The organism is Pseudomonas sp. S31, assembly GCF_016648105.1.
Classification (GTDB): Bacteria; Pseudomonadota; Gammaproteobacteria; order Pseudomonadales; family Pseudomonadaceae; genus Aquipseudomonas.
Map to the genome: position 1 here is coordinate 19440 of NZ_JACVVE010000043.1, position 21913 is coordinate 41352.

A 21913-nucleotide genomic window follows, 5' to 3' on the forward strand; every position below is an offset into this window, starting at 1 on the left:
TTAGTGTTGAGCCGCAGGGCCGCCGATCGGCGATTCCGGGCGGTCACCCTGGGGTGCGGAAGAGCCCGATGCCGAGTCGTCGTCCCAGTCGCGGGGTTCGCGTGGGGTCCGGCCGGCCATGATATCGTCGATCTGCTCGGCGTCGATGGTTTCGTACTTCATCAGCGCTTCGGCCATCGCATCGAGCTTGTCGCGGTTGTCGGTGAGCAGCTGCTTGGCCGTGGCGTAGCACTGGTCGATGATGCTGCGCACCTCGACGTCGATCATCTTCGCGGTTTCGCCGGAAACGCTGGCGTGCTGACTGCCGGCGCTACGGCCGAGGAACACCTCGCCCTCCTCCTCGGCGTACATCAGCGGGCCGAGTTTCTCGGACAGGCCCCACTTGGTGACCATGTTCCGGGCAATCTGGCTGGCACGCATGATGTCGTTGGAGGCACCGGTGGTGACGCCATCGAAGCCCAGGGTCATTTCCTCGGCGATACGGCCGCCGTACAGCGAGCAGATCTGGCTGATCAGCGCGCGCTTGGACAGGCTGTAGCGGTCTTCCTCGGGCAGGAACATGGTCACGCCCAGGGCACGACCACGGGGAATGATCGAAACCTTGTAGACCGGATCGTGCTCAGGCACCAGGCGACCGACGATGGCGTGCCCGGCCTCGTGGTAGGCGGTGTTCTGTTTCTCTTTCTCGGACATGACCATGGTCTTGCGCTCGGCGCCCATCATGATCTTGTCCTTGGCCAGCTCGAACTCTTTCATCTCGACCAGGCGCTTGTTGGAGCGTGCGGCGAACAGCGAAGCCTCGTTGACCAGGTTGGCCAGGTCGGCACCGGAGAAGCCTGGGGTACCACGGGCAATGACGGCGGCGTTGACGTTGTCGCCCACCGGCACCTTGCGCATGTGCACCTTGAGGATCTGCTCACGACCACGGATGTCCGGCAAGCCGACCACCACCTGGCGGTCGAAGCGGCCGGGACGCAGCAGCGCCGGGTCGAGCACGTCCGGACGGTTGGTGGCGGCGATGACGATGATGCCATCGTTCATCTCGAAGCCGTCCATCTCGACCAGCAATTGGTTGAGGGTCTGCTCGCGTTCGTCGTGACCACCGCCCATGCCGGCGCCACGGTGGCGACCGACGGCGTCGATTTCGTCGATGAAGATGATGCAAGGCGCGTGCTTCTTGGCCTGCTCGAACATGTCACGGACACGGCTGGCACCCACGCCGACGAACATCTCGACGAAGTCGGAACCGGAAATGGTGAAGAACGGCACCTTGGCCTCGCCCGCAATGGCCTTGGCCAGCAGGGTCTTACCGGTACCAGGCGGGCCGACCATCAGCACGCCACGAGGGATACGACCGCCCAGGCGCTGGAACTTGCCCGGATCGCGGAGGAACTCGACCAGTTCGCCGACTTCTTCCTTGGCTTCGTCGCACCCGGCGACGTCGGCCAGGGTGGTCTTGACCTGGTCTTCGGACAGCAGGCGCGCCTTGCTCTTGCCGAAGCTCATCGGCCCGCCCTTGCCGCCTGCGCCGCCTTGCATCTGGCGCATGAAGAACATGAACACGGCGATGATCACCAGGATCGGGAAGCTGGCGACCAACAGCTGGGTCCAGATGCTCTGTTGCTCGGGCTGCTTGCCTTCGACGGTGACGTGGTTGTCGACCAGGTCGCCGATCAGGCCATTGTCGGTAATGGCCGGGCGAACGGTCTTGAAGTTGTCGCCGTCGGTGCGCTTGCCGGTAATGATGTAGCCGTCGACGGTCACACGCTCGACTTTCCCGTCTTTGACCTGCTGGATGAAGTCGGAGTAGTTGAGGGTCTGCGGCTCGTTAGGGCTGGAGAAGTTGTTCATCACCGTCACCAGGACAGCTGCGATGATCAACCACAGGATCAGATTCTTTGCCATGTCGTTCAATTCGCTACCCTCTGAGGCCGGCGCACGACGCAGCCGTGCCTCGCATGATATTCATCGCCCTAACTTACTACATTACCCACGCATCCGCAGGCACCGTCTGTAACCCTTTGTGAAACCTAGACTACACGAAGTTCGGACGATCCTTACGGGATGGCCGATTGGAAATAACTATCGGCTACCCCGCTACACGCCTCATGCTCCCTTGTATCCCCGGGCCAGCAGATACTGTTCACGGGACCGATCCCGCGACGACGACGGCTTGCGCATCTGCACCTTGTCGAACTTGCTACGCACGTCCTTGAGGTACACATCGAAACCTTCGCCCTGGAAAATCTTGATCAGGAAGTCGCCGCCGGGCTTGAGCACGCGGGTCGCCAGATCGAGGGCCAGCTCGCAGAGGAACATGGCGCGCGGCATGTCCACCGCGGGCGTACCACTCATATTGGGGGCCATGTCGGAAATCACAAGGTCTACGTGCGAATCACCGACCGCCTGCAGGATATTGGCCAGCACTTCGTCCTGGGTGAAGTCACCCTGGATGAAGGTAACGTCCGGAATCGTATCCATTTCCAGGATGTCAGAGGCGATCAGACGCCCCTGCCCACCAATCAGACGACTGGTCACCTGCGACCAACCACCCGGCGCCGCGCCAAGGTCGATCACGCTCATGCCAGGACGGATCAGCCGGTCCTTTTCCTGGATCTCCAGCAGTTTGTAGCTCGCGCGCGAGCGATAGCCGTCCTTCTGCGCCTGCTTCACAAAAGGGTCGTTGAAATGCTCTCGCAGCCAGTTGGCGCTGCTTTTGGAACGTTGTACCACGGGGCACCTCGATGATATGCGTCGTGTTTGACTGGGCGGAGCCACAGGCCCTCGGGTAAAATGCCCGTCAATTTTACAGAATCAGACGAAAAGGGTCAGATTATGCCGCTCAATAACGAGCAGAAGAAACAATTCAAGTCCATTGGTCACGACCTGAAGCCGGTCCTGATCGTTGCGGGCAACGGTTTGACCGAAGGCGTGGTCGCCGAACTGGACCGTGCGCTGGCCGATCACGAACTGATCAAGGTCGAGATTCGCTCGGAAGATCGCGAAGAACGCGCCGCCGCCATTGCTGAGCTGTGCAAGGTCGGCCGTGCCGAGCTGGTGCAGACCATCGGCAAGAAGGCACTGATCTATCGCAAGAACCCACAGCCGAACAAGCAGCTGTCCAACGTTCACCGTTACAAGTAACGGCCCGTGCAGGAGCGGCCTCGCGCCGCGAAAGGGCCGCAAAGCGGCCCCAGCAATACCTGCAGCGAAGCTGATATCCGGGGCCGCTTTGCGGCCCTTTCGCGGCGCAAGGCCGCTCCCACATAAGTTCGCGGCAACACTGAGCTAACGGCGCGCCCTGACCGGGACTGGCTGGGCCACCAGCACGATGCCGGAGAAGCCCAGCACCAGGAAGCAGAACATCTGCCAGCGCTCACCGACCGAGATACCGTAGCGCAAGGTGTAGTACCCCACGCAGGCAGCGAAGCCGAGCAACAGCATCTGGCCACGGAACTGCCGCCACCAGGCAGCCAGGCCGTCCACCCTCGCCAGCACCGCCAGCTGGGTCAACAGCCCGAGCAAAGCCACGCCGATCAACCAGCGGTCGATCTGCCCGGCGACATCCTGCACCAGCAAGGGCGCCAGGCCACTGACCTTGAGCGCCGGCACCAGCCCCACATGGAATACCCACAGGCCACCGACCCAGAAAACCTGGGCCAGTTGCCAAAGGATGCCCTCGAGGGATGGCGCCCGCAGGCGCCGATCAGATGTGTTTGACTTCGACAATCTCGTACTCGACCGTGCCGCTTGGCGTCTTGACGACAACGGTATCACCTTCTTCCTTGCCGATGATGGCGCGAGCGATCGGGGCGCTGGCCGAGAGCTTGCCCTTCTTGATGTCGGCTTCGTCCTCGCCAACGATCTGGTAGGTCACCTGGTCACCGGTCTCGGTGTTCTCCAGGTCCACGGTGGTGCCGAAGATGACCTTGCCGGTGTGGGCAATGGTGGTCACGTCGATCACCACCGAGTTCTGCAGACGGCCTTCGATATCGCGGATACGCGCCTCGACCATGCCCTGCTCTTCACGTGCGGCATGGTATTCGGCGTTTTCCTTGAGGTCACCCAGTTCACGCGCTTCACCGATCGCCTGGCTCAGGCGCGGGCGCTCGGTCTTGCTCAGGAACAGGTGCTCCTCTTCCAGGGCGCGCGCGCCCTGGACGGTCATCGGGTACTTGGTAATGCTCATGCTTTGAGTCCTGCATGCAGATCCTGCAAGCGACGAACGGTCTTCTCAGGGCCGAATTTCAGCGCTTCGCAGATGGCTTCACCGGCCGCAATGGTAGTGGTGCAGTAGATCTTGTGCTGCAACGCATTGCGACGAATCGAGTACGAATCGGCGATCGACTGACGACCTTCGGTGGTGTTGATGATCAGCGACACTTCGTCGTTCTTGATCATGTCGACCACGTGCGGGCGACCTTCGGTCACTTTGTTCACACGGCGCACTTTCAGGCCGGCCGCTTCGATGACCTTGGCGGTACCGGCGGTGGCGACCACTTCGAAGCCCAGGGCAATCAGGTCGCGGGCAACGCCAGCCACTTGTGGCTTGTCATCGTCGCGCACGCTGATGAACGCAGTACCGCCGGTCGGCAGCACTTCGCTGGCACCCATCTGGGCCTTGGCGAACGCTTCACCGAAGCTGTCGCCCACACCCATGACTTCACCGGTCGATTTCATCTCAGGGCCGAGGATCGGGTCAACCCCTGGGAACTTGGCGAACGGGAAGACGGCTTCCTTGACGCTGTAGAAGTTCGGGATGATTTCTTCGGTGAAGCCCAGCTCTTTCAGGGTTTTACCAGCCATGACACGGGCCGCGATCATTGCCAGAGAGGTGCCGATGCACTTGGAGACGAATGGCACGGTACGCGAAGCACGCGGGTTGACTTCGATCACGTAGATCTTGTCGCCCTGCAGGGCCAACTGCACGTTCATCAGGCCGACGACACCCAGCTCAAGGGCCATTTTCTTGACCTGTACGCGGACTTCGTCCTGCACTTCCTTGCTCAGCGAGTAAGGTGGCAGCGAGCACGCCGAGTCACCGGAGTGAACGCCGGCCTGCTCGATGTGCTGCATGATCGCGCCGATCACCACGTCGGTACCGTCGCAAACCGCATCCACGTCCATCTCGATGGCGCAGTTGAGGAAGTGGTCGAGCAGCACCGGGCTGTCGTTGGAAACCTGCACGGCTTCACGCAGGTAGCGCTTGAGCTCGTCCAGTTCGTAGACGATTTCCATCGCACGGCCGCCCAGTACGTAGGACGGGCGCACCACCAGCGGGTAGCCGATGCTGCCCGCTGCGCGGATGGCTTCGTCTTCGCTGCGCACGGTGGCGTTTGGCGGCTGCAGCAGGCTCAGGCGCTGGACCATCTGCTGGAAGCGCTCACGGTCTTCGGCGCGGTCGATGGCGTCCGGGCTGGTACCGATGATCGGTACGCCGGCTTCTTCCAGGGCACGGGCCAGTTTCAGCGGGGTCTGGCCGCCGTAGTGGACGATCACGCCCTTGGGCTTCTCGACGCGGCAGACTTCCAGCACGTCTTCCAGGGTCAGCGGCTCGAAGTACAGGCGATCGGAGGTGTCATAGTCGGTGGAGACGGTTTCCGGGTTGCAGTTGACCATGATGGTCTCGTAACCGTCTTCACGCAGCGCCAGGGCGGCGTGCACGCAGCAGTAGTCGAACTCGATGCCTTGGCCGATGCGGTTCGGGCCACCGCCGAGGATCATGATCTTGTCGCGGGTCGACGGGTTGGCCTCGCACTCTTCCTCGTAGGTCGAGTACAGGTAGGCGGTGTCGGTGGCGAACTCGGCGGCGCAGGTGTCGACACGTTTGTAGACCGGGAACACTTCCAGCTTGTGGCGGTGACGACGCAGGTTCTTGTCGGTGATGCCGAGCAGCTTGGCCAGGCGCTGGTCCGAGAAGCCCTTGCGCTTGAGGCGCAGCATGTAGTCCTTGTCGATCGACGACAGGGCCAGGGTCTTGACCTTCTCTTCTTCCTTGATCAGATCTTCCATCTGCACCAGGAACCACATGTCGATGCCGGTCAGATCGAAGATTTCTTCGCAGCTCATGCCCGAGCGCATGGCGTCGGCCACGTACCAGATACGCTCGGCGCCCGGGACGGTCAGTTCGCGCTTGAGGATGCTGCTGGCTTCGGCGCTGGCCAGATCGACTTTCGGGTCGAGGCCGCAGGCGCCGACTTCCAGGCCGCGCAGGGCTTTCTGCAGGGACTCCTGGAAGGTACGGCCGATGGCCATGACTTCACCCACGGATTTCATCTGGGTGGTCAGGCGAGCGTCGGCTTTCGGGAACTTCTCGAAGGCGAAACGTGGCAGTTTGGTGACGACGTAGTCGATCGACGGCTCGAACGAAGCCGGGGTACGACCGCCGGTAATGTCGTTCTGCAGCTCGTCGAGGGTGTAGCCGATGGCCAGCTTGGCGGCGATCTTGGCGATCGGGAAGCCGGTGGCCTTGGAAGCCAGGGCGGACGAACGCGAAACGCGCGGGTTCATCTCGATCACGACCATGCGGCCAGTATTCGGGCAGATACCGAACTGCACGTTGGAACCGCCGGTTTCGACACCGATTTCACGCAGCACCGCCAGCGAGGCGTTGCGCATGATCTGGTATTCCTTGTCGGTCAGGGTCTGCGCCGGGGCGACGGTGATCGAGTCGCCGGTGTGCACGCCCATCGGGTCGAAGTTCTCGATGGAGCAGACGATGATGCAGTTGTCCTTCTTGTCGCGGACCACCTCCATCTCGTATTCCTTCCAGCCGATCAGCGATTCGTCGATCAGCAGTTCCTTGGTCGGCGACAGGTCCAGGCCACGGGTGCAGATTTCTTCGAACTCTTCACGGTTGTAGGCGATGCCACCACCGGTGCCGCCCATGGTGAACGACGGACGGATGATGCAGGGGAAGCCGAGCTTCTCGAGGACCGCATTGGCCTCTTCCATGCTGTGGGCGATGCCCGAGCGCGGGCATTCCAGGCCGATGTCCTTCATGGCCTTGTCGAAGCGCGAACGGTCTTCGGCCTTGTCGATGGTGTCGGCGTTGGCACCGATCATTTCCACGCCGAACTTCTCCAGAACGCCGTGGCGCTCCAGGTCCAGGGCGCAGTTCAGCGCGGTCTGGCCACCCATGGTCGGCAGGACGGCGTCAGGGCGTTCTTTTTCGATGATCTTGGCCACCGACTGCCACTTGATCGGCTCGATGTAGGTGGCGTCGGCCATGGCCGGGTCGGTCATGATGGTGGCCGGGTTGGAGTTCACCAGGATGACGCGGAAACCTTCCTCGCGCAGGGCCTTGCAGGCCTGGGCGCCGGAGTAGTCGAATTCGCAGGCCTGGCCGATCACGATCGGGCCAGCGCCGAGAATCAGGATGCTTTTGATGTCTGTACGTTTTGGCATGGTTGTCACTCAAATCCGCGGGTCAGTCGGCAAGCCGTCTTGAACAATCTGGGTCAGGCGCTTCCGGGCGCGGCGCGTGCCGCCCCGGGGCCTTGATGCAGGATGCTCAGCGGCGCTTGGCCATGGCATCGGTGAAACGATCGAACAGTGGCGCGACGTCGGTCGGGCCTGGGCTCGCTTCAGGGTGACCCTGGAAGCTGAACGCGCTCTTGTCGGTGCGCTCGATGCCCTGCAGGGTACCGTCGAACAGCGACTTGTGGATGGCGCGGACGTTGCCCGGCAGGGTGGTTTCGTCGACGGCGAAACCGTGGTTCTGGCTGGTGATCATGACCACGCCGGTGTCCAGGTCCTGGACCGGGTGGTTGGCACCGTGGTGGCCGTGGCCCATCTTCACGGTCTTGGCGCCGGAGGCCAGGGCCAGCAGCTGGTGGCCGAGGCAGATGCCGAATACTGGAATCTCGGTCTCGAGGATTTCCTTGATCGCCTGGATAGCGTAGTCGCACGGCTCGGGGTCACCTGGGCCGTTGGACAGGAACACGCCGTCCGGATTCAGCGCCAGCACTTCGCTGGCCGGGGTCTGGGCGGGCACCACGGTCACGCGGCAACCGCGGGCGACCAGCATGCGCAGGATATTCAGCTTGACGCCGTAGTCGAAGGCGACCACGTGGTACGGCAGGTCGGCCGCGTCGATGGTCGGGTGGCTGTCGGTCTTCAGTTCCCACACGCTGGAGCGCCACTCGTAGCGTTCGGTGGTGGAAACGACCTTGGCCAGGTCCATGCCCTTGAGGCCCGGGAAGGCACGGGCGGCAGCGATGGCCTGCTCCTCGGTGATGTTGTCACCGGCCAGGATGCAGCCGTTCTGGGCGCCCTTTTCACGCAGGATACGGGTCAGGCGACGGGTATCGATGCCAGCGATGGCGACGACGTTGTTGGCCTTCAGGTATTCGGGCAGCGACTGGGTGTTACGCCAGTTGCTGGCCAGCAGCGGCAGGTCGCGGATGACCAGGCCAGCGGACCAGACACGGTTCGACTCTGCGTCTTCCGGGGTGGTGCCGGTGTTGCCGATGTGCGGATAGGTCAGAGTAACGATTTGCTGGGCGTAGGAAGGGTCTGTAAGGATTTCCTGGTAGCCGGTCATAGCAGTGTTGAACACCACCTCACCAACGGTCTGACCGTCGGCACCGATGGCTTCACCGCGAAAAATACTGCCATCGGCAAGGGCGAGTATGGCTGGCTTTGTCAAGAAGACCTCCCGTAAATCAAGCATGAAAGGGCGATCGCAGGTTGCAAAAAAGCGGAGTGACGTATGGACACGTCACCCCGCTTTCATGTGCTGAATTCAATTCGCTGCGCGCTTTTAGTGGACACACTAAAGCTGTAGCTTACAGAAAAGAGCGTTTCCGGTCTACCGGATATGTGCCTCTTGAACACATCGATGCGACAGGCTGAGATCAGTTGTGGCCTCTTCGCGGGTGAACCCGCTCCTACAGGGACCATACAGAATCCTGTAGGAGCGGGTTCACCCGCGAAGAAACCAACACCGCTGTTTCGGCTTAACGCAGTTCGAGCACATCCTGCATGTCATACAGGCCAGGCTCACGGCCATCCAGCCACAGCGCCGCACGCACCGCACCCTTGGCGAAGGTCATGCGGCTCGAGGCCTTGTGGGTGATCTCGACACGCTCGCCTTCGGCAGCGAACAGCACGGTATGGTCGCCGACCACATCGCCGGCACGCACTGTGGCGAAACCGATGGTCTGGCGTTCACGCGCACCGGTCTGCCCTTCGCGGCCATACACGGCCACTTCCTGCAGATCACGGCCCAGCGCCTGGGCAACCACTTCGCCCATGCGCAGCGCAGTGCCCGATGGCGCATCGACCTTATGCCGGTGGTGCGCCTCAAGGATCTCGATATCCACATCGTCACCCAGCACCCGCGCCGCAGTATCCAGCAGCTTCAGGCACAGGTTGACGCCGACGCTGAAGTTGGCAGCGAAAACGATCGGGATTTCCTTGCCGGCTTCGACCAGTTGCTGTTTCTCTTCCGGGGTGAAGCCAGTGGTGCCGATGACCATGGCCTTGCCCGCCTTGCGACAGAACGCCAGGTTCTTCAGGGTGACCGACGGGTGGGTGAAGTCGATCAGCACGTCGAACTCGTCAGCGACCTTGACCAGGTCATCGGAGATCGGCACGCCGATGCGGCCCAGGGCCGCCAGCTCACCGGCATCGGCACCGACCAGGGTGCTGTCCGGGCGATCGATGGCCGCCGTCAGGCCAGCCTGGGGCGCTTGTTGCTGCACGGCCTCGACGAGGGTCTTGCCCATCCGCCCGGCCGCGCCCATCACTGCAATACGTCGCATAACCTGTTCCTTGTCAGAGATCGCCGAAGAAGCGCTTCACGCCTTCGAACCACCCACTCGCCTTCGGCGAATGGCTGCTGTCGTTGTCGAGCGAGTCGCGCAGCTCTTCCAGCAATTCACGCTGGCGACGACTGAGGTTGACCGGCGTTTCCACCGCCACGCGGCACAGCAGGTCGCCCGCGGCGCCACCGCGCACTGGCGCGACGCCCTTGCCACGCAAGCGGAACTGCTTGCCGGTCTGGGTGCCCTCGGGGATCTTCAGCTTCACGCGACCATCGAGGGTCGGCACCTCCAGCTCGCCACCCAGGGCGGCGTCGGTGTAGCTGATCGGAACCTCGCAGTACAGGTGCTTGCCGTCACGTTGGAAGATCCCGTGCTCACGCACATTGATGACCACGTACAGGTCGCCGGTCGGGCCGCCATGGGTACCCGCCTCGCCCTCGCCGGACAGACGGATGCGGTCGCCGGTATCGACACCCGCCGGCACCTTGACCGAAAGGGTCTTGTATTCCTCGACACGCCCTTCGCCATGGCACGAGGTGCACGGGTCGGTGATGATCTTGCCCTGGCCATGGCAACGCGGGCAGGTCTGCTGCACCGAGAAGAAGCCCTGCTGCATGCGCACCTGGCCAATGCCGCCGCAGGTCGGGCACGCCGCCGGGGACGAGCCTTTCTTGGCGCCAGAGCCATCGCACGGCTTGCATTCGACCAGCGTGGGAACGCGGATGTTGACCGTGGTGCCACGCACCGCTTCTTCCAGGTTCAGCTCCAGGGTGTAGCGCAGGTCGCTGCCGCGCTGGGCGCCGCCACGCGAACCGCCCCGGCCACCACCGAAGAAATCGCTGAACACATCACCAAAGATATCGGAGAAGTTGGCGCCGCCGAAACCGGCACCCCCGCCACCCATGCTCGGGTCGACGCCGGCATGGCCGTACTGGTCGTACGCCGCACGCTTGCTGGCATCGGATAGCACTTCATAGGCCTCGTTGGCCTCCTTGAAATGCTCCTCCGATGCTTTGTCGCCGGGATTGCGGTCAGGGTGGTACTTCATCGCCAGGCGGCGATAGGCCTTTTTGAGGTCACCTTCACTGGCGCCACGCTCGACACCCAGCACCTCATAATAATCACGCTTTGCCATAGGTCATTTGCACTCTTGGGGGCGTTCGGCATACCTCTGCGCTATGCGCTGTGCCGCAACACCTGCCAACCTCCGAGAGGCTTTGACAGATGCTGTAAAAATTCTCGTATTCCAGACACACCAACGCGGGAGCAAGCCCCCGCGCGGCGACATCCTACCAGCTCACCGCCAAACGACGGTGGGCTGGCCGACAACATGCAGGCATTACTGCTTGTTGTTGTCCTTCACTTCCTCGAACTCGGCGTCAACCACGTCGTCGTGCTTGGCTTCCGGCTCGGCCTGCTGCTGGGCGCCGCCCTGAGGCTGCTCACCCTGCTGCTCGGCGTACATCTTCTGAGCAACCGGCGCGGAGACCTTGGACAGCTCCTCGACCTTGGCGTCGATGGCCGCCTTGTCGTCGCCTTTGACAGCGGCTTCCAGGGCAACCACGGCAGCCTCGATGGCGGTTTTCTCTTCAGCGCTGACCTTGTCACCCGCGTCAGCGACCATCTTGCGGGTCGAGTGCACCAGCGCGTCACCCTGGTTACGGGCAGCGGCCAGCTCTTCGAACTTGCGGTCTTCCTCGGCGTTGGCCTCGGCGTCACGCACCATGCGCTCGATTTCTTCGTCCGACAGGCCGGAGTTGGCCTTGATCACGATCGACTGCGACTTGCCGGTGGCCTTGTCTTTGGCGCTGACGTGCAGGATGCCGTTGGCGTCGATGTCGAAGGTCACTTCGATCTGCGGTACGCCGCGTGGCGCTGGCGGGATGTCGGCCAGGTCGAACTTGCCCAGCGACTTGTTCTGCGCAGCCTGCTTGCGCTCGCCCTGCAGCACGTGAATGGTCACAGCGCCCTGGTTGTCGTCGGCGGTCGAGAACACCTGCGACTTCTTGGTCGGGATGGTGGTGTTCTTCTCGATCAGCGGGGTCATCACGCCGCCCATGGTTTCGATACCCAGGGTCAGCGGGCTGACGTCCAGCAGCAGCACGTCCTTCACGTCACCAGCCAGTACGGCGCCCTGGATGGCAGCACCCATGGCAACGGCTTCGTCCGGGTTGACGTCCTTGCGCGCTTCCTTGCCGAAGAAGTCGGCAACGGTTTTCTGCACCAGCGGCATGCGGGTCTGGCCGCCGACCAGGATCACGTCGTCGATCTTGCTGGCGTCGATGCCGGCGTCTTTCAGAGCGATACGGCAAGGCTCGATGGTGCGCTGCACCAGGCCTTCGACCAGCGACTCCAGCTTGGCGCGGGAGATCTTCACGTTCAGGTGCTTCGGACCGGTCGCATCTGCAGTGATGTACGGCAGGTTGACGTCGGTCGACTGAGCGGAGGACAGCTCGATCTTGGCTTTTTCAGCGGCTTCTTTCAGACGCTGCATGGCCAGAGGGTCGCCCTTCAGGTTCATGCCGGATTCTTTCTTGAATTCCTCGACCAGGTAGTCGATCAGCAGCATGTCGAAGTCTTCGCCACCCAGGAAGGTGTCACCGTTGGTGGCCAGTACTTCGAACTGGTGCTCGCCATCGACTTCGGCGATTTCGATGACCGAAACGTCGAAGGTACCACCACCGAGGTCATAGACGATCACGGTGTGGTCGCCCTTGGCCTTGTCCATGCCGTAGGCCAGCGCAGCGGCGGTCGGTTCGTTGATGATGCGCTTGACGTCCAGGCCGGCGATGCGACCGGCATCCTTGGTGGCCTGGCGCTGGCTGTCGTTGAAGTAGGCCGGAACGGTGATGACCGCTTCAGTGACAGGTTCGCCGAGGTAGTCTTCGGCGGTTTTCTTCATTTTTTTCAGGACTTCGGCGCTGATTTGCGGCGGAGCCATTTTCTGGCCGTTGACTTCGACCCAGGCGTCACCGTTGTCGGCCTTGGAGATCTTGTACGGAACCAGTTGGATGTCTTTCTGCACGACCTGCTCTTCGAAGCGGCGGCCGATCAGGCGCTTCACCGCGAACAGGGTGTTGTGCGGGTTGGTGACGGCCTGGCGCTTGGCCGACTGGCCAACCAGGATTTCGCCGTCGTTGGCGTAGGCCACGATCGAAGGCGTGGTACGTGCGCCTTCGGCGTTCTCGATGACCTTGACGTTACCGTTTTCCAGGATGGAGACGCACGAGTTGGTGGTCCCCAGGTCGATACCGATGATTTTACCCATGTTGAATCTCCCGAAACTTGAATTTGGCGGCAGCTGCTAGTTTGGGCAACTGCGGTAATACTTGAGCGCTTGACACCTAGATGGGGATGCCCCGGTGGATTTCAAGCCTTCTCGTCGATCGAAGGTTGCGCGGCGCTTGGCGCCTTGCTGACCACCACCATGGCAGGGCGCAGCAGGCGGCCGTTGAGCAGGTAGCCCTTCTGGAACACGTTGAGCACGCTGTTGGGCTCGGCCTCGGCGCTTTCCTGCATGGCCATCGCCTGGTGGTGCTCGGCGTTGAACGGTTGGCCGTGCGGGTCGATGGCCTCGAGGTTGTAGCGCTTGAGGGTGTCCTGGAACATCTTCAGGGTCAGCTCGACGCCTTCGCGGATCTTCTTGACCTGTTCGTCCTCGGTATTGGAATGCGCCAGGGCCAGTTCCAGACTGTCGATCACCGGCAGCAGGTCGCCAGCGAATTTCTCGAGGGCGAACTTGTGGGCTTTCTCGACATCCTGCTCGGCGCGGCGGCGGATGTTCTGCATGTCGGCAACCGCACGCAGGGACTGGTCCTTGGCCGCGGCCAGCTGCTCCTCGAGCTCCTGAATGCGGGCATCACGGGTGTCTGCGCCAGCTTCTTCGGCGTTAAGGTTCTTCTCATCCAGCTGTTCGTCAGCCATTGGGTTTCTCCTTCGCGATTTCTGTAGTGCGAGCCAAGCTCGTCGTGTCTGCCGGCTATATGGGGTCGGAAAAACCAGGTTCAAGGGCTGACTGTCCGTCGAACACCCCCGGGAATCTCCGAACGGGTCTTGGCAGAGCCGAAAAAACTACTGTATAAATAACCAGACATGACCTTCGGGAGTCGCCCTCATGCTGGTGCACCTGTCCATCCACAACTACGCCATCGTCGAACACCTCGACCTCGAGCTCGCCCGCGGCATGTCCGTCATCACCGGCGAGACCGGCGCGGGCAAGTCGATCATGCTCGACGCCCTCGGCCTTGCCCTTGGCGACCGCGCCGACAGTGGCGTGGTGCGCCCCGGCGCGGACAAGGCGGACATCCTCGCCACCTTCGACCTGGTCGACATCCCCGAGGCAGGCACCTGGCTGGCCGAACGCGACCTGGCCAACGACGGCTTGTGCATCCTGCGCCGGGTGATCACCGCAGAAGGCCGCAGCCGCGGCTATATCAATGGCACCCCCTGCCCGCTGGGCGACCTCAAGGCGCTGGGAGAGCTGCTGATCGACATCCACAGCCAGCACGAACATCAGTCGCTGCTCAAGACCGACACCCATCGCCGCCTGGTGGACGAGTACGCCGGCGCCATCGACCTGGCGCGGCAGGTGCAACTGGCCGCCAAGCGCTGGAACCAGACACGCCTGGAGCTCGAGCGGCTGACCAACTCCGGCGACGAGCAACGCGCCCGCCATCAGCTGCTCAGCTATCAGCTCGAAGAACTGGACAACCTGGGCCTTGGCGAAAACGAGCTGGAGCAGCTGGAGCAGGAGCACAAGAACCTGACCAACGCCGAGGCGCTGTTCGGTATCTGTCGCCAAGTCATCGACCAGTGCAGCGAAAGCGACTCGGGCAACGTGCTCAGCGCCCTCACCTCCAGCCTCAACCGCCTGGGCGCCGCCGCCAACTCGCCCAAGGCGCTGGGCGAAGCAGCCAACATGATTGCCAGCGCGCAGATCCAGGTCGAGGAAGCGGTGGGCGAGCTCAACCGTTTCCTCGACAACTTCGATGCCGACCCCATGCGCCTGCAGGCCCTGGAAGAGCGCCTCGACACCATCTATACCCTCGCGCGCAAACATCGCGTGCACCCCACCGAGTTGCCGCACCTGCAGCAGCAGCTGATGGATGAGCTCGAAGGCCTCAATGCCAGTGACGAGGCACTGGAGCGGCTGGCCGAGGAACAGGCCGCGTTCGCCCAGCACTACCAGGCCAAGGCCAGCGAACTGAGCGCCCTGCGCCAGCAGGCGGCTCGCCAGCTGGCCGTCGCCGTGGAGCAGGAAGTCCAGCGCCTGGGCATGCCGGGCGGGCGCTTCTGCATCGAGCTCACCCCCAACCAGGGTGACGAGCTGTCACCCCATGGCCTGGAGCAGATCGAGCTGTTGGTCAGCGCCAACCCCGGGCAACCCCTCAAGGGTCTGGCCAAAGTCGCGTCGGGCGGCGAGCTTTCGCGCATCAGCCTGGCGATCCAGGTGATTACCGCGCAGACCTCGCGCATTCCGACGCTGGTATTCGACGAGGTAGACGTGGGAATCGGTGGGCCGACCGCAGAAATCGTCGGCCAACTGCTGCGCCGCCTGGGCGAACGCGGCCAGGTACTGACCGTGACCCACTTGCCGCAGGTGGCCGCGCAAGGGCATCACCACCTGTTCGTGCACAAGGTCCGCAACAGCGACACCACCCACACCGCCGTGGCCAGCCTGGGTAAACGCGAGCGGGTCGAGGAAGTGGCGAGAATGCTGGGTGGCATCGACCTGACCAAGGAATCCCTGGCCCATGCGCGCAAGATGGTGGTATCGGGCAAGGCTTAGGCGCCATCCTGAAACCATCCCCCAGAAAGTACAAAGGCGACCAAATGGTCGCCTTTGTCATTCCTAACGAATTAAATCGTTACTTTTTCTTACGCACATACAGAACCAGGTTATGGTCCACGAGCTCGTAGCCATGCTCGGCCACGATCTCTTTCTGGCGACGCTCGATGGCTTCGTCCGTGAACTCGATGACTTCGCTGGTCTCCACATTGACCATATGATCGTGGTGGCCGTTATCAGCCAGCTCGAACACCGCATGACCGCCGTCGAAATTGTGGCGTACCACCAGGCCAGCTGCTTCGAACTGGGTCAGTACACGATAGACGGTTGCCAGACCGACGTCCTCGCCAGCCTCCATCAGCGCCTTGTAGACGTCTTCCGCGCTCATGTGACGTTGCGCGTTACGTTGCTCGGTAGAATCGAGCATCTGAAGGATCTTGACTCGAGGCAGGGTTACCTTGAGACCGGCTTTGCGCAATTCGCTATTTTCAACCATGGTCAGCTTTCTCGCCGATGCTGCTTCGCAGCTTCTCTTAATACGGGTATGATCGGTGTTTACGTTGTCCAGCCAAGATAGTGGAAGTCGCCCACCGATGCAAAACACCAAGCTCTTGCTAACCAGCCTCACCCTCGTGGGACTGCTCGCACTCGCCGGTTGCTCGTTTCCCGGGGTTTACAAAATCGACATCCAGCAGGGCAATGTCGTCACGCAAGATATGATAGACCAATTACGCCCCGGAATGACCCGACGGCAAGTAAGGTTTATCATGGGCAACCCCCTCCTGCAGGACACCTTCAACACCAATCGGTGGGACTACCTGTACAGCCTGCAGCCAGGCGGCGGCAAACGCCAGCAGGAGCGCATGAGCGTGTTCTTCAACGACAGCGACCAGTTGGTCAGTCTGTCGGGCGACTTCATGCCGGGCGTGAGCCGCGACCAGGAAATCCTCGGCAACAGCGGCGATACCACCGTCAACCCGGCCAGCGAAGGCCAGGCGCCAGCCCAGTCGGAACAGCCGCAGGAAAAACCCGCCAAGCCAGGCTCGACCGAAGAGTCGATCCAGCGCGAGATCGATACCATCGAAACTACCCCGGTACCGACTCCGGCGCCGCTGGAAACCTCGCCGCAGTAATTGCAGGCGCAGACGAAAAAGCCCGGACCATGGTCCGGGCTTTTTATTGGCGCCCGTATTTAGCGCCTCGCTGATGCCTCAGCCGTGCAACTGCTTGGCACGCTGACAGAACGCATCCACCAGGGTGTTGGCCGCCTGATTGAACAATGGGCCAAGGGTTGCGCGCACCAGCGAACCGGCATAATCGAAAGACAGGTCGAGGCTGATCTTGCAGGCCTTTTCGCCCAATGCCTTGAACGTCCAGACCCCGTGCAACTGGGTAAACGGCCCTTCTTCAAGGTCCATCACGATCGACTGCCCCGGCACCAGCACGTTGCGCGTGACGAATTGCTGGCTCATGCCGCCCTTGGCCACTTCGAGCCTGGCGCGCATGTGCGTGTCGCTGGCCTCGATCACCGTCGAGTCCGAGCACCAGGGCAGAAACTGCGGGTAGCTGGCCACATCGTTGACCAGATCGTAAAGCGCCTGGGCGGGGTACGGCAGCAGGGCGGAGCGTTGAATATGGGTAGTCATCCAGGCATCACTTCCAAGGCTGGGTGGCGGCGCTTCGCAGCGTGCCGAAAACAGGTTCTGTGCATGTGACAGGCTTTGTATTGTCCGGTATTCATTGCAGTGGCTCAAGCACACCGAAATCCCATAGCCGACGACGCGCCGACTGCCTATAATGCGGCCCCTATGGCTAAGCAAAAGAAACATCCGACCGGGACCATCGCGCAAAACAAAAAAGCGCGACACGATTACTTCATCGAACACAAGTTCGAGGCCGGGCTGGTCCTGTCCGGTTGGGAAGTAAAAAGCCTGCGGGCCGGCAAGGCGCACCTGACCGACAGCTACGTGCTGCTCAAGGATGGCGAAGCCTGGCTGTTCGGCAGCCATATCACCCCGCTGACCACCGCCAGCACCCACGTGATCGCCGACCCGATCCGCACGCGCAAGCTGCTGCTGAACAAGCGCGAGCTCGAGCGCCTGGAAGCAGCCGTGGCGCAGAAGGGCTACACCTGCGTAGCGCTGGGGCTGTACTGGAGCAAGCACCTGATCAAGTGCGAAATCGCGCTTGGCAAGGGCAAGAAGGAGTTCGACAAGCGCGATGTGGTGCGCGAACGCGACTCCAACCGCGAGCTGCAGCGTGCGGTGCGGAACAAGGGCAAGGAAGACTGAGCCTTGCCTCATCCGTGTTGGCTTCTTCGCGGGTAAACCCGCTCCTACAGAGATCTCACCTCCTTCAAGTTCGGTGAAGATCCTGTAGGAGCGGGTTTACCCGCGAAGAAGCCAACGCAGACCTCAGCGCCCGCTGCGCCGCTCTGCCCGCGCCACCCGCTGCGCCTCGTCCTGCGCTTCTTCCAGCACTTCCTGCACATACAGAATGTGCCGGCTCGACACCTCCCGCGCCTCGTCCGCCCTGCCCTCGACAATGGCCTGATACAACTCGCGGTGCTGGCTGATCAACATGTCCCGGGTTTCAGCCCGCTGCTTGTACATGCCGCCAATGTTGGTGACCACGTTGCGCTTGAGCAGGTCGAACAGCCCGCGGATGGTGTGCAGCAATACGGCGTTGTGGCTGGCTTCGGCAATCGCCAGGTGAAAACGCGCATCGGCCGCGCCCTCCTCTGCCCGGGTGACTTCGTCGACTCGGGCGTAGCAGTCCTGCAAGGTATCGAAAGCCGCCTTCAGGCGTAGCCGATCCGGCTCGGTGGCACGCTGGGCCGCATAATACGCGCAGGACGCCTCCAGCGTATGACGGAACTCCAGCAGGTCGCGCTGGGCATCCGCACTATGCTCCAGCAGTTGCAGCAGCGGGTCGCTGAACGTCGCACCCAGCGATTCGGCGACGAAATTGCCGCCGCCCTGGCGGCTGACCAGCAACCCCTTCGCCACCAGCTTCTGGATCGCCTCGCGCAGCGATGGGCGCGACACGCCGAACTGCTCGGCAAGGGCGCGCTCGGCCGGCAGACGCTGCCCTGAGGTCAGCGTGCCTTCCAGAATCATCCCTTCCAACCGATCGACGATATCGTCGGACAGGCGCCGTTGGCGGACCTGATCAAAAACCATCACATGCTCTCCACAGACCCCGGCTGAATTCGGGGGCGGCTATTCTCACCGATACGCGCCGTGCCAGCACCCATCAGTTGAGGTTTTTTGCAGCTGTTCAGCCACCGCTCATCGTCACTCGACCAAAGTTTCGCCAAGGACAAATTGACACAGCCATGAGCGCGCTTTTAACCTAGCGGCCAGCCATTGTAAATTGGTCTTACCAATTATCCAATGCCAGTAGTGCCTGACCAACAACAATTAGGGGCCACCCCATATGCAAACCTGGCAACAACTCTATACACCGCTCGGTAGTCTGGGCCTGTCCGCGCTGGCAGCGGTGATTCCGATCGTGTTCTTCTTCCTCGCCCTCGCCGTGTTCCGCCTCAAGGGCCACGTCGCCGGCAGCATCACCCTGGCCCTGTCGATCCTGGTGGCGATCTTCGCCTTCCAGATGCCTGTCGACATGGCCCTTGCTGCCGCGGGTTATGGCTTCCTCTATGGCCTCTGGCCGATTGCCTGGATCATCGTTGCCGCGGTGTTCCTGTACAAACTCACGGTCAAGAGCGGCCAGTTCGAAGTGATCCGCAGCTCGGTGCTGTCGATCACCGACGACCAGCGCCTGCAGGTGCTGCTGATCGGCTTCTGCTTCGGCGCCTTCCTCGAAGGCGCGGCCGGCTTCGGCGCCCCCGTGGCCATCACCGCCGCGCTGCTGGTGGGTCTGGGCTTCAACCCGCTATATGCAGCGGGCCTGTGCCTGATCGCCAACACCGCGCCGGTGGCGTTCGGCGCCCTGGGCATCCCGATCATCGTGGCCGGCCAGGTCACCGGCATCGACGCTTTCCACATCGGCGCCATGACCGGTCGCCAGCTGCCACTGCTGTCGCTGTTCGTGCCGTTCTGGCTGGTGTTCATGATGGACGGCGTGCGCGGCGTCAAGGAAACCTGGCCGGCCGCCCTGGTCGCCGGCCTGAGCTTCGCCGTGACCCAGTACTTCACCTCGAACTTCATCGGCCCGGAACTGCCGGACATCACCTCGGCCCTGGCCAGCCTGATCTGCCTGACCCTGTTCCTCAAGGTCTGGCAGCCCAAGCGCTCGTTCACCGAGGCCAAGGGCAGCGTCGGCGCCGCCGTGGTCCAGCCAAGCGGCAGCCAGCCGACCCCGTACAGCTTCGGGGAAATCTTCAAGGCCTGGTCGCCCTTCCTGATTCTCACCGTGCTGGTGACCATCTGGACCCTGAAGCCGTTCAAGGCAGCCTTCGCTCCGGGCGGCGCGATGTACGACTTCGTGTTCAACTTCGCCATCCCGCACCTCGACCAGCTGGTGATCAAGACCGCACCGATCGTCGCCGCCCCGACCGCCATGCCGGCGATCTTCAAGCTCGACCCGATCTCCGCCACCGGCACCGCGATCTTCCTCTCGGCAGTGATCTCCATGGCGGTGCTGAAGATCAGCTTCAAAACTGGTCTGACCACTTTCAAGGAAACACTCTGGGAACTGCGCTGGCCGATCCTGTCGATTGGCATGGTGCTGGCCTTCGCCTTCGTCACCAACTACTCGGGCATGTCCTCGACCATGGCTCTGGTCCTGGCCGGCACCGGCGCCGCGTTCCCGTTCTTCTCGCCGTTCCTCGGCTGGCTGGGCGTGTTCCTGACCGGTTCCGACACCTCGTCCAACGCCCTGTTCAGCTCGCTGCAGGCCACCACCGCGCACCAGATCGGGGTCAACGACACCCTGCTGGTGGCTGCCAACACCAGCGGCGGCGTGACCGGCAAGATGATCTCGCCGCAGTCGATCGCCGTGGCCTGCGCCGCTACCGGCCTGGTCGGCAAGGAATCCGACCTGTTCCGCTTCACCGTCAAGCACAGCCTGTTCTTCGCCACCATCGTCGGTCTGATCACCCTGATCCAGGCCTACTGGCTGACCGGCATGCTGGTTCAACACTAAAGTGAAAGGGGCCGGGCGCCCAGGCGCCCGGCATCTCCTTCAACCAACGCTGCGAGAATCCATGATCATTTCCGCCTCCACCGACTATCGCGCCGCGGCCGAACGCAAGCTGCCCCCCTTCCTCTTCCACTACGCCGACGGCGGCGCCTACGCCGAATACACCCTGCGCCACAACGTCGAAGACCTGGCCAGCATCGCCCTGCGTCAGCGCGTGCTGAAGAACATGTCCGAGCTGAGCCTCAAGACCGAGCTGTTCGGCGAGACCCTGAACATGCCCGTGGCCCTGGCCCCGGTCGGCCTCACCGGCATGTACGCCCGCCGTGGCGAAGTGCAGGCGGCGCGCGCCGCTGCCGCCCATGGCATTCCGTTCACCATGTCCACCGTGTCGGTGTGCCCGATCGAGGAAGTGGCCCCGGCCATCGATCGGCCGATGTGGTTCCAGCTGTACGTCCTGAAAGACCGTGGCTTCATGCGCAACGCGCTGGAGCGAGCCAAGGCCGCCGGGGTCAAGACCCTGGTGTTCACCGTCGACATGCCGGTGCCTGGCGCCCGCTATCGCGACGCCCACTCCGGCATGAGCGGCAAGAGCGGCCCGATGCGCCGCGTGCTGCAGGCCATGACCCACCCAGAATGGGCCTGGGACGTCGGCGTCATGGGGCGCCCGCACGACCTGGGCAACATTTCCACCTACCGTGGCAACCCCACGGGCCTGGCCGACTACATCGGCTGGCTGGGGGCCAACTTCGACCCGTCGATTTCCTGGAAAGACCTGGAGTGGATTCGCGACTTCTGGGACGGCCCGATGATCATCAAGGGCATCCTCGATGCCGACGATGCCCGTGACGCGGTCAAGTTCGGCGCCGACGGCATCGTCGTGTCCAACCATGGTGGCCGCCAGCTCGATGGCGTGCTGTCCAGCGCCCGCGCCCTGCCGGCCATCGCCGACGCGGTAAAGGGTGACCTGAAGATCCTCGCCGACTCGGGCATTCGCAGCGGCCTCGACGTGGTGCGCATGATCGCCCTGGGTGCCGACAGCGTGCTGATCGGCCGCGCCTTCCTCTGGGCCCTGGCCGTGCATGGCGAAGCCGGAGTGAAAAACCTGCTGGAACTGTTCGAGAAGGAAATGCGCGTGGCCATGGTGCTCACCGGCGCCAAGTCGATCAGCGAAATCACCCGCGAATCGCTGGTCCGCGAACTGGGCGCCTGACGCCTGCCTGTCGAAACACCGCCTGAATGACCGGGGCAC

The 21913-nt window shown here is 62.6% G+C and carries 19 protein-coding genes; 6 read left to right on the plus strand and 13 right to left on the minus strand.

Annotated elements, in window-relative coordinates; translation table 11 throughout:
• The gene (ftsH, locus tag IAE37_RS23970) at positions 1–1905 is read right to left on the minus strand and encodes an ATP-dependent zinc metalloprotease FtsH (RefSeq protein WP_201177576.1); all 1905 of its coding nucleotides are present in this window, start codon (positions 1903–1905) and stop codon (positions 1–3) included.
• A 201-nt stretch (positions 1906–2106) separates the two neighbouring features.
• Complete coding sequence (rlmE, locus tag IAE37_RS23975; RefSeq protein WP_201177578.1) at positions 2107–2733, minus strand: 23S rRNA (uridine(2552)-2'-O)-methyltransferase RlmE; 627 nt, start codon at positions 2731–2733, stop codon at positions 2107–2109.
• 102 nt (positions 2734–2835) lie between these two features.
• Between rlmE and IAE37_RS23980 the strand changes: the two genes are divergently transcribed.
• Positions 2836–3144, plus strand: a complete 309-nt coding sequence (locus IAE37_RS23980; RefSeq protein ID WP_201177580.1) for a YhbY family RNA-binding protein — start codon at positions 2836–2838, stop codon at positions 3142–3144.
• 144 nt (positions 3145–3288) lie between these two features.
• Here IAE37_RS23980 and IAE37_RS23985 read toward each other — a convergent pair whose 3' ends face one another.
• The 8 genes from IAE37_RS23985 to grpE form a co-directional block, all read right to left on the minus strand.
• Positions 3289–3729 carry an MFS transporter gene (locus IAE37_RS23985; protein WP_081784256.1) on the minus strand — a complete coding sequence of 147 codons (441 nt, stop codon included), beginning with the start codon at positions 3727–3729 and terminating at the stop codon, positions 3289–3291.
• Entirely contained in the window at positions 3707–4189 is a 483-nt protein-coding gene (gene greA / locus IAE37_RS23990) for a transcription elongation factor GreA (RefSeq protein ID WP_081255197.1), read from the minus strand. The genes IAE37_RS23985 and greA overlap by 23 nt, the downstream gene beginning before the upstream one ends.
• Positions 4186–7407, minus strand: a complete 3222-nt coding sequence (gene carB / locus IAE37_RS23995) for a carbamoyl-phosphate synthase large subunit (protein WP_201177588.1) — start codon at positions 7405–7407, stop codon at positions 4186–4188. Before carB ends, greA begins: the two co-directional genes overlap by 4 nt.
• A 106-nt stretch (positions 7408–7513) precedes the next feature.
• Positions 7514–8650 carry a glutamine-hydrolyzing carbamoyl-phosphate synthase small subunit gene (gene carA / locus IAE37_RS24000; protein WP_201177596.1) on the minus strand — a complete coding sequence of 379 codons (1137 nt, stop codon included), beginning with the start codon at positions 8648–8650 and terminating at the stop codon, positions 7514–7516.
• A gap of 310 nt (positions 8651–8960) precedes the next feature.
• Entirely contained in the window at positions 8961–9767 is an 807-nt protein-coding gene (gene dapB / locus IAE37_RS24005; RefSeq protein WP_201177598.1) for a 4-hydroxy-tetrahydrodipicolinate reductase, read from the minus strand.
• 13 nt (positions 9768–9780) lie between these two features.
• The gene (gene dnaJ / locus IAE37_RS24010) at positions 9781–10905 is read right to left on the minus strand and encodes a molecular chaperone DnaJ (protein WP_201177600.1); all 1125 of its coding nucleotides are present in this window, start codon (positions 10903–10905) and stop codon (positions 9781–9783) included.
• Between the two features lie 204 nt (positions 10906–11109).
• A complete protein-coding gene (gene dnaK / locus IAE37_RS24015; RefSeq protein WP_201177607.1) occupies positions 11110–13038 on the minus strand; it encodes a molecular chaperone DnaK in 1929 nt (642 codons plus the stop codon).
• A gap of 101 nt (positions 13039–13139) precedes the next feature.
• Positions 13140–13694 carry a nucleotide exchange factor GrpE gene (gene grpE / locus IAE37_RS24020; RefSeq protein WP_201177609.1) on the minus strand — a complete coding sequence of 185 codons (555 nt, stop codon included), beginning with the start codon at positions 13692–13694 and terminating at the stop codon, positions 13140–13142.
• Positions 13695–13884: 190 nt separating this feature from the next.
• Here grpE and recN point away from each other — a divergent pair, with 190 nt between their 5' ends.
• On the plus strand, positions 13885–15558 hold the full coding sequence (gene recN / locus IAE37_RS24025) for a DNA repair protein RecN (RefSeq protein WP_201177611.1): 1674 nt from the start codon (positions 13885–13887) through the stop codon (positions 15556–15558).
• A 79-nt stretch (positions 15559–15637) separates the two neighbouring features.
• Here the strand turns inward: recN and fur are convergent, their stop codons facing one another.
• Positions 15638–16054 carry a ferric iron uptake transcriptional regulator gene (gene fur / locus IAE37_RS24030; protein WP_201177613.1) on the minus strand — a complete coding sequence of 139 codons (417 nt, stop codon included), beginning with the start codon at positions 16052–16054 and terminating at the stop codon, positions 15638–15640.
• Between the two features lie 97 nt (positions 16055–16151).
• Between fur and IAE37_RS24035 the strand changes: the two genes are divergently transcribed.
• Positions 16152–16691, plus strand: a complete 540-nt coding sequence (locus IAE37_RS24035) for an outer membrane protein assembly factor BamE (RefSeq protein ID WP_201177615.1) — start codon at positions 16152–16154, stop codon at positions 16689–16691.
• 78 nt (positions 16692–16769) lie between these two features.
• Here the strand turns inward: IAE37_RS24035 and IAE37_RS24040 are convergent, their stop codons facing one another.
• Positions 16770–17204: a type II toxin-antitoxin system RatA family toxin gene (locus IAE37_RS24040; RefSeq protein WP_201177619.1), complete on the minus strand. Its 435-nt coding sequence runs from the start codon at positions 17202–17204 to the stop codon at positions 16770–16772.
• A gap of 162 nt (positions 17205–17366) precedes the next feature.
• On the opposite strand from IAE37_RS24040, the gene smpB reads away from it, so the two are divergent.
• Positions 17367–17849, plus strand: a complete 483-nt coding sequence (smpB, locus tag IAE37_RS24045; RefSeq protein ID WP_201177630.1) for an SsrA-binding protein SmpB — start codon at positions 17367–17369, stop codon at positions 17847–17849.
• Positions 17850–17972: 123 nt separating this feature from the next.
• On the opposite strand, the gene IAE37_RS24050 is transcribed toward smpB, so the two are convergent.
• The gene (locus IAE37_RS24050; protein WP_201177633.1) at positions 17973–18740 is read right to left on the minus strand and encodes an FCD domain-containing protein; all 768 of its coding nucleotides are present in this window, start codon (positions 18738–18740) and stop codon (positions 17973–17975) included.
• Between the two features lie 256 nt (positions 18741–18996).
• On the opposite strand from IAE37_RS24050, the gene IAE37_RS24055 reads away from it, so the two are divergent.
• Together IAE37_RS24055 and lldD are read left to right on the plus strand one after the other, a co-directional pair.
• Positions 18997–20667 (plus strand): lactate permease LctP family transporter, encoded by a 1671-nt coding sequence (locus IAE37_RS24055; protein ID WP_201177636.1) that lies wholly within the window; start codon positions 18997–18999, stop codon positions 20665–20667.
• Between the two features lie 61 nt (positions 20668–20728).
• Positions 20729–21874 (plus strand): FMN-dependent L-lactate dehydrogenase LldD, encoded by a 1146-nt coding sequence (gene lldD / locus IAE37_RS24060; protein WP_201177644.1) that lies wholly within the window; start codon positions 20729–20731, stop codon positions 21872–21874.
• The last annotated feature ends 39 nt before the right edge of the window (positions 21875–21913 follow it).